Raw genomic sequence first — 13260 nt, forward strand, 5'->3', positions numbered from 1 at the left:
GGAGGCTTTATTTTGAAGATTATCCATCAACGGCAACGATCAAAGAAAGATTCTATCGCCTCCTTATCCACAAAGTAGCCTTTCACCCCGCATACCATGCGGTTGTTCATAAGCAACCCTTCATACCCATTCCGGTCCACATCCAGCACCTCCTCTGATAGGTTTCTGAAACGGTATGCGCCTTTTCGTCAGCAGGCAATTGCTGGTAAGTACCAATGTACCAATTGCCGTCAAACAGATTGTTTGTAGAGCTTGTCATAGAGAATCTGCTTGCCTCGGCAGCATAGAAAGTATTCTGTTTGAAAAACGTGTCATCAGCAAAACCATCCCAAGAATCGGAAGTAATCATCGTACGGTCCACGTTAGCAGCCGGCTTTGCATTGGCATGAATAATATTGTGTTCTACCAGCACATGTTTCGCAGGACCGGCAACATGTATGCTCGGCGAAAACATCCCTGCACGGGTTTCTTTGGGACGAATACCATCGCCGATACTGATATTATAGCGTACCACGTAGAAGTCCTGCCCATTGTCCCAGGAGTTACCGGTGTCCTTAGGGTCGAAATATTTCATGACGTAGACCATGGACAAAGAAGCGGCTGCGCCACCGTACCAATTGCCTTCCCCGCCCTTGCCGTTCCACGACATGCCGCGTACAAACAAAGTGCTGTAAAGCCGTGGGTCACGGTTGGCAAAATGGGCGGCATTGGGGCGCGTCACATCCAATACTCCATTGTTCATTTCCCCGTAGTTACGGTCGGTCACCGGAGTACCGTCCGTCAGGTAATAGTCATCCGCCAGGTTTAGTGTACCGTTCATTGATTCGATAGGAGTATTCCAGTGTGCATTGAAAGACATCCGGTCCACACTTGCCGAAGTCTCGGAACTTCCGTATACCTTTATACCCGGCAGAAAGAACACCCACAGCAGTAAGAGGAATCCCAATCGTGACATACCGAGCACTCAGTTCACCTAAGATTGAGTTTCTGTTTCACAAATTCCTCGATGAAATCCGTCGTTCTCTCAACTCCCAATACAGAGGAATCGATACACAAATGATATGTCTCGGCAGCCCCCCATTTTTTATAGCTGTAGTAGTTATAGTATTCGGCGCGTTTCTTATCCGCTTTGTTCATCATCTCCTCCGCTTCACGCTCAGAAATGGAATGCATTCGGCAAAGGCGTTTGATGCGCTCTTCATTGGAGCAGGAAATGAAAACATTGACACAGCGTGGATTATCCCGAAGAATATAATCAGCACAACGTCCCACGAACACGCAGGACTTCTCCTCCGCCAATCGGCGTATCACGTCACTTTGCACTTTGAACAGAGCATCATTACTCAGGCAATTCGTAGCAGGGATAGCCCCGTCACTGACAAAAGGGAAACGCATGCCGAAGAGCCCTCCAATAATGCCTTGTGAAGCTTTCTCATCAGCTTTTTCAAAAAACTCACAACATAGTCCACTCTCTTCGGAAGCCAGCCTAATCAGCTCCTTATCATAAAAATCAATTCCCAGACGGGTAGCCAGCTTCTCGCCTATCTCCCGTCCACCACTACCCAACTGACGGCCTATATTGACTATAAAATTATTGTCCATATGCTTGTTAATCTATTAGTTTGCAGATAGCAAATATAAATATTCTTACGGAATATCTACAGAAAGCATATGAAAAATTTTATTTTAATGTGCTGCAGCAGTCTTAAACTTACGGAATTGATAAACCAGCATCACCAGTGCTATCAAGCTTGCAAGCAAATCGGATACCGGCATACTATACCACACCCCGGCCACGCCAAAGAAGTGCGGCAGAATAAGCAGACAAGGAAGCAGAATCAGCATCTGCCGCGTAAGTGAAAGGAATATCGCCTTGCCCGCCATCCCTATACTTTGGAAGAAATTGGAGGTTACCATCTGGAAACCGATAATGGGGAAGAACATCACCGTAATACGCAATCCCGTAGCCGAAAGTTCCGTCAATTCTGCGTCTGATGTAAAGATACCCACCACCAGATTAGGTGCCAGCATCCCTACCAAGAAGCCAAAGGTTGTCACACAGGTGGCATAGATTATTGTCAGTTTCAGTACCTTGTTCACCCGGTCGTACAACTTTGCTCCGAAGTTATATCCGGCAATGGGCTGCATTCCCTGGTTTAATCCCATCACAATCATAACTACGATAAACACCAAGCGGTTCACAATACCAAAGGCACCGATAGCCAAGTCGCCTCCGTACTTCTTCAATCCCTGATTGATAAGGATTACAATAAGGCAAGCCGCCAGGTTCATCAGAAAAGGAGACATACCGATAGCCAGTGAATCAAATACAATCTTACGCTTCAGACGGAAGATACCCCGGCGGAAGTGCAGCAATTCATTGGCGTTATTGAACTGCTTGAGTTGCCACAGCAAGGCAATGACCTGCGCAGACACCGTAGCAATGGCAGCCCCGCGAATCCCCCAGTCGAACATAAATATAAAAATAGGAGCCAATATCGTATTGATAGCCACCGTAGCAATAGTGGCATACATCGCCTGCTTGGGATGTCCCGAAGCACGCAGCACCGCATTCAGACCCAGATAGAGATGGGTAACAACGTTGCCCAACAAGATTATCTCCATAAACTGCCGCGCATATTCCACCGTCTCATCACTGCCACCAAAGAAATAAAGGATAGGATTAAGAAAAGGAAAGACTATAACGGTAAACGCCAAACCCAACAAAATATTCAGTACAAACACATTGCCCAGCACCCGTTGCGCCGTATCATAATCCTTCTGTCCCAGCTTTACCGAAATCAGTGTAGCAGCACCTACGCCTACCAATGCACCGAAAGCAGCCCCGAGGTTCATCAACGGGAAAGTCAGTGCCAATGCCGACAGAGCCATGGTCCCCACACCGTGACCGATGAAAATACTATCTACCATATTATATAAAGAAGATGCCGTCATGGCAATGATTGCCGGCACGGCATACTGCATCAAGAGTTTTCCGATGCTCTCCGTACCCAACGCTGTGGGTGTCTTTTGTGCTGTCATACTATATACCTATTTCTTTTTACCGGGTGCAAAGGTACGTATTTTCCGTCAAAAGGTTCGCTATCTGAAAAATGTTTCGTACTTTTGTACCCAAATTGAGTGAAATATAGCGAAATGAACGTATTAGAACTAAGTGAACAAGAAATCATTCGTCGCAACAGTATGAATGAACTTCGCGCGATGGGCATTGAGCCTTATCCCGCAGCAGAGTATGTAACAAATGCTTTCTCTACCGATATTAAAGCTGAATTCAACGACGATGCAGAGCCTCGCCAAGTGTCCGTTGCCGGACGTATCATGAGCCGCCGTATCATGGGTAAAGCATCTTTCATCGAATTGCAGGACTCCAAAGGACGCATCCAGGTATATATCACCCGCGATGACATCTGTCCGGACGAGGACAAGGAGATGTACAATACCGTGTTCAAACGTTTGCTCGATTTAGGCGACTTTATCGGCATTGAAGGATTCGTATTCCGTACCCAAATGGGCGAAATCAGCATCCATGCCAAGAAGCTGACCGTACTTGCAAAGAGTATCAAGCCCCTGCCTATCGTGAAATATAAGGACGGCGTGGCTTACGACTCTTTCGAAGACCCCGAACTCCGCTACCGCCAGCGTTATGTAGACCTTATCGTGAACGACGGCGTGAAAGAAAAATTCCTGAAGCGCGCCACCGTCATCAAGACCATGCGTGCTGTGCTGGATGAAGCCGGCTACACGGAAGTGGAGACGCCGATTCTTCAATCCATCCCCGGTGGAGCAAGCGCCCGTCCGTTCATCACCCACCATAACTCTCTGGATATAGACCTCTACCTGCGTATCGCCACCGAGCTTTACTTGAAGCGACTGATTGTGGGCGGATTCGAAGGTGTATATGAAATAGGCAAGAACTTCCGTAACGAGGGTATGGACAAGAACCATAACCCGGAATTCACTTGTATGGAGCTGTACGTGCAGTACAAGGACTACAACTGGATGATGAGTTTTACGGAGAAATTGCTGGAACGCATCTGTATCGCCGTAAACGGCTGCACAGAAACCGAGATAGACGGCAAGACCATTAGCTTCAAAGCTCCCTACCGCCGTCTGCCCATCCTGGAAGCCATCAAGGAAAAGACCGGATACGACCTCGAAGGCAAGAGCGAGGACGAAATCCGCCAGGTGTGCAAGGAACTGAATATGGAAATTGACGACACCATGGGCAAGGGCAAGCTGATTGATGAAATCTTCGGAGAATTCTGCGAAGGTACTTTCATACAGCCCACTTTCATCACCGACTATCCCGTAGAGATGAGCCCGCTGACCAAGATGCACCGCAGCAAGCCGGGACTGACCGAACGCTTCGAGCTGATGGTGAACGGCAAGGAACTTGCCAACGCTTACAGCGAGCTGAACGACCCGATAGACCAGGAAGAACGCTTCAAAGACCAACTCCGCTTGAGCGAAAAGGGAGACGACGAAGCGATGTTCATCGACCAGGACTTCCTGAAAGCATTGCAATACGGTATGCCTCCCACATCGGGCATCGGTATCGGCATCGACCGTCTGACCATGTTAATGACGGGCGAATCCTTTATCCAAGAAGTGCTTTTCTTCCCGCAGATGCGTCCGGAAAAGGTTATCCCCAAAGATGCTCCTGCACGATACACAGAGCTGGGCATCCCCGAAGACTGGGTGGCTGTAATCCAGAAAGCCGGCTACAACCTGGTGAGTGACATGAAAGATGTGAATCCGCAAAAACTCCACATGGACATCTGCGGTATCAACAAGAAATATAAATTGGAACTGGCAAACCCGACCGTAAACGAAGTTGCTGACTGGGTCGGAAGAATTAAGAATTAAAAATTAAAGAATTAAATAGGCAAGATTAAAGATAAGAGGAGGAGGAAGGTACTCCTTTCCCCTCTTTTAATTTTTAATTTTTAATTATTAATTTCGATATGAAACTACCCGGTAAGATAGCCATCATGGGCGGAGGAAGTTGGGCAACTGCCATTGCAAAAATGGTTCTGTCACAAGCGGAGTCTATAAATTGGTACATGCGACGCGATGACCGTATTGCCGACTTCAAACGGCTTGGTCATAACCCTGCCTACTTGACGGGCGTCAAGTTTGATACCAAGCGTATCAACTTCAACTCCAACATCAATGATGTCGTGAAAGAATCTGATACGCTCATCTTCGTTACACCTTCCCCTTATCTGAAGGTTCACTTGAAGAAACTGAAGACTAAGATTAAGGATAAATTCATCATCACTGCCATTAAAGGTATTGTGCCCGATGACAACTTGATTGTCTCGGAATATTTCACTAAGGAATATGGCGTCCCGGCTGAGAATATTGCTGTATTGGCAGGTCCCTGCCATGCGGAAGAAGTGGCTCTGGAACGCCTTTCTTATTTGACCATTGCTTGTCCCGACACCGACAAGGCTTGCACCATTGCCCGCAAACTGGCCAGTTCATTCATCAAGACCTCTGTCAGTAATGACGTTGCCGGCATTGAATACAGTTCGGTGCTGAAGAATGTATATGCCATTGCAGCCGGTATCTGCAGCGGTCTGAAATATGGCGACAACTTTCAGGCTGTGCTCATGTCCAATGCCATACAGGAAATGAACAGATTCCTGCAAACGGTACATCCGCTGAACAGAAACGTAAGTGATTCCGTTTATTTAGGTGACCTGCTGGTGACGGGATATTCCAATTTCAGCCGCAACCGCACATTCGGTACGATGATTGGCAAGGGATACTCCGTGAAAAGCGCGCAGATTGAGATGGAAATGATTGCTGAAGGATATTACGGTACAAAATGTATCAAGGAAATCAACAAGCATTATCATGTCAACATGCCTATTGTAGATGCAGTATACAACATTCTGTATGAGCGTATCTCGCCGACGATTGAAATCAAGCTGCTTACCGATTCATTCCGGTAAGCGCGAAAAAAGATAAAACGAAATACTGAATTTAAAACCTAGAATATTATGATTAGTTTGAACATTGAAAAGACTCTTGGATTCATCTCCAAAGAAAACGTTTTCGCCTATGAAGCCCAAGTAAAGGCTGCACAGGAAGCATTAGAGAATGGTACCGGTAAGGGCAACGACTTCTTAGGCTGGCTGCACCTCCCCTCTTCCATCACTAAAGAGCACCTGGCCGACCTAAAGGCTACCGCACAGACGTTGCGTGACAACTGCGAGGTAGTAGTAGTTGCCGGTATTGGCGGAAGTTACCTCGGTGCACGTGCGGTGATAGAGGCTTTGTCAAACAGCTTCACTTGGTTGCAAGACAAGAAAACGGCTCCGGTCATTCTGTATGCAGGACACAATATCGGTGAAGATTATCTATATGAACTCACCGAATACTTGAAAGACAAGAAATTCGGTGTTATCAACATCTCCAAATCCGGTACTACCACTGAAACGGCCTTGGCGTTCCGTCTGTTGAAAAAGCAATGCGAAGACCAACGCGGCAAGGATATGGCAAAGAAGGTTATCGTTGCCATCACCGATGCCAAAAAGGGCGCTGCCCGCGTAACGGCCGACAACGAAGGCTACAAATCCTTCATCATCCCCGATAACGTGGGCGGACGTTTCTCCGTACTGACTCCGGTAGGCTTGCTGCCCATCGCAATAGCAGGTTTCGACATTGAGAAACTGGTTGCAGGTGCAGTTGCCATGGAAAAGGCTTGTGGAAAAGATGTTCCGTTTGCAGAAAATCCTGCTGCCATCTATGCAGCTACGCGTAACGAGCTCTACAAGAACGGTAAGAAAATTGAAATCCTCGTAAACTACAATCCCAAACTGCACTACGTAAGCGAATGGTGGAAGCAGCTTTATGGTGAATCCGAAGGTAAGGAAAACAAGGGTATCTTCCCTGCTGCCGTAGATTTCTCCACCGACCTGCACTCCATGGGACAATGGATTCAGGAAGGCGAACGTACCATCTACGAAACTGTCATCTCCGTGGAGAAGACACAGCACTCCCTGCAAGTACCTTCGGACGAAGCCAACCTCGACGGACTGAACTTCCTGGCAGGCAAGCACGTGGACGAAGTGAACAAGATGGCTGAATTGGGAACACAGCTTGCCCACGTTGACGGCGGCGTACCCAACATGCGCATCGTTATCCCTGCACTGAATGAAGAAAGCATCGGAGGTCTGCTCTACTTCTTTGAAATAGCTTGCGGCATCAGCGGTTACATTCTGGGAGTCAACCCATTCAACCAACCGGGTGTGGAAGCATACAAGAAGAATATGTTTGCACTGCTGAACAAGCCGGGCTACGAAGAAGAGTCCAAAGCCATCCAGGCAAGACTTTGATAAATCAAGAATTGAGAGTTGAGAATTGAGAAATGACTGTGCAATAAGCGCAATGAAAAGCCGTTTCCCGATTTTCAACTCTCAATTTATTTACCCTGCATTCCTTAATTTTTAATCCTCAATCTACCAAGTGTTCGAAAACTCTATCGCCCGTTATCTGGAAAAGCACGGGCACCCCTACATCCAACTGAAAGCCGTTCTTTTTGACATGGACGGTGTGTTATTCAACTCCATGCCCTACCATGCCGATGCCTGGCATAAAGTAATGGAACGTCATGGCCTGCACTTGAGCCGTGAAGAGGCATACATGCACGAGGGACGTACCGGAGCCTCCACCATCAACATCGTTTATCAACGCCAGTATGGCAAGGATGCCACTCCCGAGATGATAGAAAGCATCTATGCAGAGAAAAGCGCCGAATTCAGTACCCACCCGGAACCGGAACGTATGCCGGGTGCTTGGGAAGTGCTGCAAAAGGTAAAAGCGGCAGGACTTATTCCGGTACTTGTCACCGGTTCGGGCCAACACTCCCTGCTGAACCGCCTTGCCCACAACTTCCCTGGTATGTTTCAGCGCGACCACATGGTGACCGCCTTTGATGTGAAATACGGAAAGCCTCATCCTGAGCCTTATCTAATGGGACTGGAAAAAGCCGGAGTACAAGCCAACGAAGCTATAGTTGTAGAAAATGCACCTATCGGAGTACAAGCCGGAACAGCAGCCGGCATATTCACTGTGGCAGTCAATACCGGTCCGCTGGACAGGCAGGTATTACTGGATGCCGGAGCAGATTTATTGTTTCCGTCCATGCAGGCGCTTTGTGACGACTGGGAAAGGTTGCAAACCGCATTAGATGCCAGTAATAGCCTTCGCCACAAAGATTGACGGCGACCCAAACAATATAACAGTTGATTGGAGCTTATATAACCAAGTAATACCATTACTTGATATACAGAAGGCATCTATTGTCTTTCTTCTTAAAACGCTCCAATCTACTCATTTTCTCCTTCTCGGTTTCTTTAATAGGGAACGTTATCCTACGAGTATCTTTATCATAATCGTACAATTCTCTGGCAGGAACTACATAAACAGATTCCGGACCGTCACCACACCATCCAAAGCCAAAAACATAAAACAAGTTTTTTATCGGACGGTTCAACAGATTAGAGTTCATATACCTTTCGTACTTTTCAATGTCTTTTATATCGAGATAAAAACCTATCTTACTTCGCCATTTACATTCTACAGCTATAATATCTCCAACTTCATGAATGGTACTCGTAGTGGTAACACACTCCATCAACAAATCCGGAGATGATGAAGACAGAGGTCTATAACCCTCAATGTATTTATCACCTCTCCAATCTAAAAGCCGCCAAAATATTTTCTTGTCACAGAGGTCCGGATAACCTTCTTTACTAATATTAGAGTTCTTCACAACCCATTCCTCAAATCTATCTCCCAAATATTTACTTTTCTTCCTTTCTTTAAAATATTGAAAGGTATCCATAAACCGATATTGGAAAACACCTACAAAATCATCGATAAACTGATTTAATATTTTCATAGCCATAATAGTCTATTGTGTCTTTAAATAATATTCATTGCAAACAAAAATTCATAGGTGAAGAGCCGCAACACCCATTTTCAAAAATAGATTTTTTTTCATTTCCAAAAATAGAGTTTTTTTCCCAATTCTTTCCAGATTTCCTTCCCATCTTTGCAATACAGAAAACAAATAAAGTATTAATTATTAAAAATAGAAAAGTATGAAAAAGTTAGTTATGATGTTGGTTTGTATGTTTGCAGTGCACACAATGGTAATGGCAGATAATGATAAGCCGATAGAGGTGAGCCAGTTGCCGGCGAAGGCGCAGACATTTATCAAGACTTATTTTAAAGACCATAAGGTGGCAATGGCTAAATTGGAGTCGGGAATGTTTTATAAAAGCTATGATGTGGTGTTCACGAATGGGGAGAAGGTAGAATTTGATAAACCGGGAGAATGGAAGGAGGTACGATGCAGACAAAGTGAAGTTCCTGCACAGATTGTACCGGAAGCGATACGTAACTATGTAAAGACCAATTATCCGGATGCAAGAATTCTTCAGATTGAGTACGATGACAATGAGTATGAGATAAAGTTGTCTAATCGTTGGGAAATTACATTTGACTCTAAAATGAGGGTGATTGACATTGACGATTGATGACAAGAAAGATTTAGAATATGTAGATTATAAAGTTAAGTATCAAGAAGCTGAAAACAGTTGCTTGGAGAGGGTTTCTCCAGGCAACTGTTTTTTTATGCACTTCCGTACGGTAGCAGGGCATATGGTGCTGCGCTCATTGTACAACAGTAGTTGTACTACTATTCCAATTGCCCGGAGTCAACGAAGCCCCGGCTGCACTTTTGCAGTTTTTTAATCAGTGTGTCCGGAGAAGGACACTCAACCTTCTCCGGAGCTGAAAATACTGATTTATAAGGAAACGGCGCTTCTCGGCGCTTCCTGCCGGAAGGCGACTCAGGCTATGACGCTTTTAGGATTTTGGCAGACCTCACCATGGTATAGGTAGTCCCCTTAGTACAATGGCGCATATCATTCAGCTTACTGAAAAATAGATTTTTTTTCAGAGAGGTTCGTTCGGCAGAGAAATTCCAACCGCAGAACGGAAGAACAACGTTTTCAGTCCGTCATAAAATCCCGGAAGAGCAACCGTTCCATGCGTCTCTTCCGGGAACTTTTTTGATACCACCCGCAAATGCCGCTTCTCCATACGAGGAACTGCACTCCCTATAAAATCATCTGTCAGGGGAAAGTGGATCAGCTTCCTATCAAGACGCGGCTGAGTGGCAAACGCAACATACAGTTGCTTTCCTGAAAAGTCAACCTTATCCACCTGCCGTTCTACCTGTTTCTGAAAATATCCTTTATCCCACCATAAACTGGGGTCTATGGCGATGTATGTATCAAATGCACTGGGATAATTCAGCAAAACATGCAGCGTGAACAACCCGGCATAAGAATGTCCAGCCAACAAGTGTTGTCCATTCACCGGCAAGTCTTGTTCCACTGCGGGGCGTAGTTCCTCCGTCAGAAAACGGCAAAATTGTCCTGCCCCACCCCCTTCCGGTTTATCGCCCGGACGGACAGTTCCGTCACGCCGGGCAGCGGAACAGGTTGGCGTAAAGTCTCTGGTTCTGTTTGTATTCAGGACAGCCACAACGATACAGGGCGGTAAGGAAGAAACTTTGGAGGTGGAAAACAAGCGAGTAAAACCTACCACCGAATGAAAAAAAGAATCACCGTCCAGCAAATAAAGAACCGGATAACTTTCCTCTTTTTCACCCGGGCGGGTTGCAGGTACATACACCCAATATTCTCTAGCCTCATTCAAGACATGCGAAAACAAAGTGTGGCGAGTCCCGATAGAAATAGCTTCTTGCGCTCTCAGCGGAAAACCGAGCCAAGTGACAACTACCAATATGAACAGAATATGCAGGCTTCTCATTTCAATTCTTTTTTCAGTCTGCAAAGTTCGCAGAAAATAAGTTGACTACCTATCCCTATTTTTAGGTATTCTCACGGTTGAAAGCTTTCCGCAGAAATCAAAGGCTGATTAAGAAAGTTTGATGGGCAACTGAATTTCCGTCATCCATTCATCCACCGTTTCTTTGTTCCAAATGCCGTCAATATGGCAAAACCGGGCACGGTCAATGACCTCGTATCCATTTGTCTCGGCATACGCAAAAAGCTCGGCGAAAGTTTCGGGCATATGCTCATAAGCACCGTAATGGTTGACACAGAGCGCAACCGGCACTTCCGGAAGTTCCTTGAATTTAATCAGTTCCGAATCTTCCTTGCGTTCAGCCACCGCTTCAAAAAACTCGATATCAATATCAACCCCATATTCCTCATTATATTCCACCGTGAAACAATATTCCGGGGCAGGACATTCACAACCCAAACGGTACATTTCAGGCCCGATGATATTCGGACAAAGATTGAACAGCTCCTGATAAGAGTCTATTTTACGGCGATGGGTAGCAAAAATTCTTGAAGGGAGGGATTTCTTAAACACTTTTTCCATAACATTCTCTTGTTTATGGAGTAAATTTTCCAATTTGGCAAGTTCGGTCTGCCGCCATATCAAGTGTTCAATCTCGTTTTTGCAACGTTCTATTTTAACCTTCAACAATTCAGCATCCGGAAATTCCTTGCCATCGGCAAACAACTCGGATATCTCTTCGAGGCTGAACCCTAATTGCTTGAGGTAAACAATACGGCTCATACACCGGAGCTGGCTGATGTCGTAATAGCGATACCCCGTCCACTCATCCACTTCAACGGGTATCATCAATCCTATCTCTTCATAATGACGAAGCGTCTTAACGGTCACTTGGCAAAGTTTGGAAAACTCTCCGATTTTAAACTTCATTTTATTCTTCATAAACTCATGCGCATTTTGTTTATGATGCAAAGATAGGTCCTGCCCTTAGGGACGAGTCAAGAGATTGCTTCAAAAAAAAAACACATATTTCACTATTCACAACGGCAATAGGTATTTGCACCGCACGTACAACGAGGCAACAGCTGCTCGCTCAGTTCATCGCGGTAAAATTCATACAGCCGCCGGTACACGGTTTCATAGAGTGTGGCAACTTGTTGATCCTGCTCACTTTCATTTTGAAAACGATTTTTAAAGGGATCTTCAAAATCAAAATGCACCTGCTGCTTGGCATCCAGAGTGATAAATTTCAGTTCTTCTCCGGCTTCTTTACATAGGGTAATCACGTAGTCCCACGACCGGTGCGTATAGGTCCCGACACCAGACGGTTTCTTGCGAGACACGCTGAAACCATTCTGTTCCATCACATTGCACACGGCATCGGGAACGCAGTTCCCCTCCATAATTCCTGCCGTAGAGATATTCATTCCCCTGCCAAATGCATGCAGGAGTTCCTGCGCGATACGGCTGCGGCACGTATCTTCATTACTTATTAACAGTATATCCATTGTCCGTTACTTTTCCAGGTTTAAATACTCGCCATCTCCTTCTTTCTTCATCTTCGCTTTACGTGCCAGGTCGAACAAGGTGGGGTTAATGTGGCAATATCCACCAGGATTTTTGTCCAGATAGTCTTGATGATAATCTTCGGCGAGATAGAAGTTCTTCAAAGGCTCTATCTCTACAACCAACGGACGGGAGTAGTTGGCAGCCAGCCGGTCAACGGTTTCACGAATAACAGGCAGGTCGGCGGTATCCGTATAATAGATACCCGTGCGATACTGTGTACCTCTATCCCCCCCTTGCTTATTGAGGCTGGTAGGGTCAATCGTTTTGAAATAAAGGTCGATAAGGAAAGGTAAGTCCACCTCATCGGGATCATACTGTACTTTTACGGTTTCGGCAAAGTCCGTGGTACCGGTACACACCTGCTGATAGGTAGGATTGGCTATATTTCCATTGGCATATCCCACCTGGGTAGCCTCCACACCTTCTATTTGTTTCAGGAAATGTTCGGTACCCCAAAAACATCCTCCTGCCAGATAAATCTCTTTCATTGGTTTCATGTCTGTTCTCCTTTCTGACCGTCCTTCCGGCTTACCGGCATAGGACAGACAAGTCATTAACATTGCAAAAATAAATATTATTTGTTTCATACCTCTAACTCTATGGAAATTATAACAAGAAAGAGAACCGTATGGTTGACTTTTCTGGATGTATTGTATAAAAAGAAACTCCCTTTGCAAAATATTCATGCAAAGGGAGTTCCTTTCTTTGTGACCCCGGTGCGATTCAAACGCACGACCTTCAGAACCGGAATCTGACGCTCTATTCACTAAGCTACGGAGCCAAATGTGGATGCAAAAGTATAAAAAAATTAGCAGA

The 13260-nt window shown here is 45.7% G+C and carries 12 protein-coding genes, 1 tRNA gene and 1 pseudogene; 5 read left to right on the forward strand and 9 right to left on the reverse strand.

The window, feature by feature from the left end; translation table 11 throughout:
- Positions 1 to 26: 26 nt before the first annotated feature.
- From DWZ03_RS07360 to DWZ03_RS07370, 3 genes and pseudogenes are all read right to left on the reverse strand, one after another.
- A pseudogene (locus tag DWZ03_RS07360) lies at positions 27 to 856 on the reverse strand (xylose ABC transporter); the annotation flags it as partial.
- A 113-nt stretch (positions 857 to 969) separates the two neighbouring features.
- Complete coding sequence (locus DWZ03_RS07365) at positions 970 to 1602, reverse strand: AAA family ATPase (protein ID WP_016273014.1); 633 nt, start codon at positions 1600 to 1602, stop codon at positions 970 to 972.
- An 84-nt stretch (positions 1603 to 1686) separates the two neighbouring features.
- Positions 1687 to 3042, reverse strand: coding sequence for an MATE family efflux transporter (locus DWZ03_RS07370; protein ID WP_009037946.1), 1356 nt, complete (start codon positions 3040 to 3042; stop codon positions 1687 to 1689).
- A gap of 114 nt (positions 3043 to 3156) precedes the next feature.
- Between DWZ03_RS07370 and lysS the strand changes: the two genes are divergently transcribed.
- From lysS to DWZ03_RS07390, 4 genes are all read left to right on the forward strand, one after another.
- Positions 3157 to 4887, forward strand: a complete 1731-nt coding sequence (gene lysS / locus DWZ03_RS07375; protein WP_005833162.1) for a lysine--tRNA ligase — start codon at positions 3157 to 3159, stop codon at positions 4885 to 4887.
- 98 nt (positions 4888 to 4985) lie between these two features.
- Positions 4986 to 5981, forward strand: coding sequence for an NAD(P)H-dependent glycerol-3-phosphate dehydrogenase (locus tag DWZ03_RS07380; RefSeq protein WP_009037944.1), 996 nt, complete (start codon positions 4986 to 4988; stop codon positions 5979 to 5981).
- Between the two features lie 48 nt (positions 5982 to 6029).
- On the forward strand, positions 6030 to 7367 hold the full coding sequence (locus DWZ03_RS07385) for a glucose-6-phosphate isomerase (protein WP_005827213.1): 1338 nt from the start codon (positions 6030 to 6032) through the stop codon (positions 7365 to 7367).
- 130 nt (positions 7368 to 7497) lie between these two features.
- Positions 7498 to 8253: an HAD family hydrolase gene (locus DWZ03_RS07390; protein WP_008664065.1), complete on the forward strand. Its 756-nt coding sequence runs from the start codon at positions 7498 to 7500 to the stop codon at positions 8251 to 8253.
- 55 nt (positions 8254 to 8308) lie between these two features.
- Here DWZ03_RS07390 and DWZ03_RS07395 read toward each other — a convergent pair whose 3' ends face one another.
- Entirely contained in the window at positions 8309 to 8935 is a 627-nt protein-coding gene (locus DWZ03_RS07395; RefSeq protein WP_016273017.1) for a hypothetical protein, read from the reverse strand.
- 202 nt (positions 8936 to 9137) lie between these two features.
- Here DWZ03_RS07395 and DWZ03_RS07405 point away from each other — a divergent pair, with 202 nt between their 5' ends.
- Positions 9138 to 9575 (forward strand): PepSY-like domain-containing protein, encoded by a 438-nt coding sequence (locus DWZ03_RS07405; protein ID WP_120129399.1) that lies wholly within the window; start codon positions 9138 to 9140, stop codon positions 9573 to 9575.
- A gap of 421 nt (positions 9576 to 9996) precedes the next feature.
- On the opposite strand, the gene DWZ03_RS07410 is transcribed toward DWZ03_RS07405, so the two are convergent.
- The 5 genes from DWZ03_RS07410 to DWZ03_RS07430 form a co-directional block, all read right to left on the reverse strand.
- On the reverse strand, positions 9997 to 10878 hold the full coding sequence (locus DWZ03_RS07410) for an alpha/beta hydrolase (protein WP_120129402.1): 882 nt from the start codon (positions 10876 to 10878) through the stop codon (positions 9997 to 9999).
- Positions 10879 to 10986: 108 nt separating this feature from the next.
- Positions 10987 to 11817: a MerR family transcriptional regulator gene (locus tag DWZ03_RS07415; protein WP_005833169.1), complete on the reverse strand. Its 831-nt coding sequence runs from the start codon at positions 11815 to 11817 to the stop codon at positions 10987 to 10989.
- A 92-nt stretch (positions 11818 to 11909) separates the two neighbouring features.
- Positions 11910 to 12383 (reverse strand): hypothetical protein, encoded by a 474-nt coding sequence (locus tag DWZ03_RS07420; RefSeq protein ID WP_120129404.1) that lies wholly within the window; start codon positions 12381 to 12383, stop codon positions 11910 to 11912.
- Positions 12384 to 12389: 6 nt separating this feature from the next.
- On the reverse strand, positions 12390 to 13031 hold the full coding sequence (msrA, locus tag DWZ03_RS07425; protein ID WP_034522775.1) for a peptide-methionine (S)-S-oxide reductase MsrA: 642 nt from the start codon (positions 13029 to 13031) through the stop codon (positions 12390 to 12392).
- Between the two features lie 121 nt (positions 13032 to 13152).
- A tRNA-Arg gene (locus DWZ03_RS07430) sits at positions 13153 to 13225 on the reverse strand.
- Positions 13226 to 13260 lie beyond the last annotated feature (35 nt).

This window comes from Bacteroides sp. AF29-11 (genome assembly GCF_003602895.1).
GTDB lineage: Bacteria > Bacteroidota > Bacteroidia > Bacteroidales > Bacteroidaceae > Bacteroides > Bacteroides uniformis.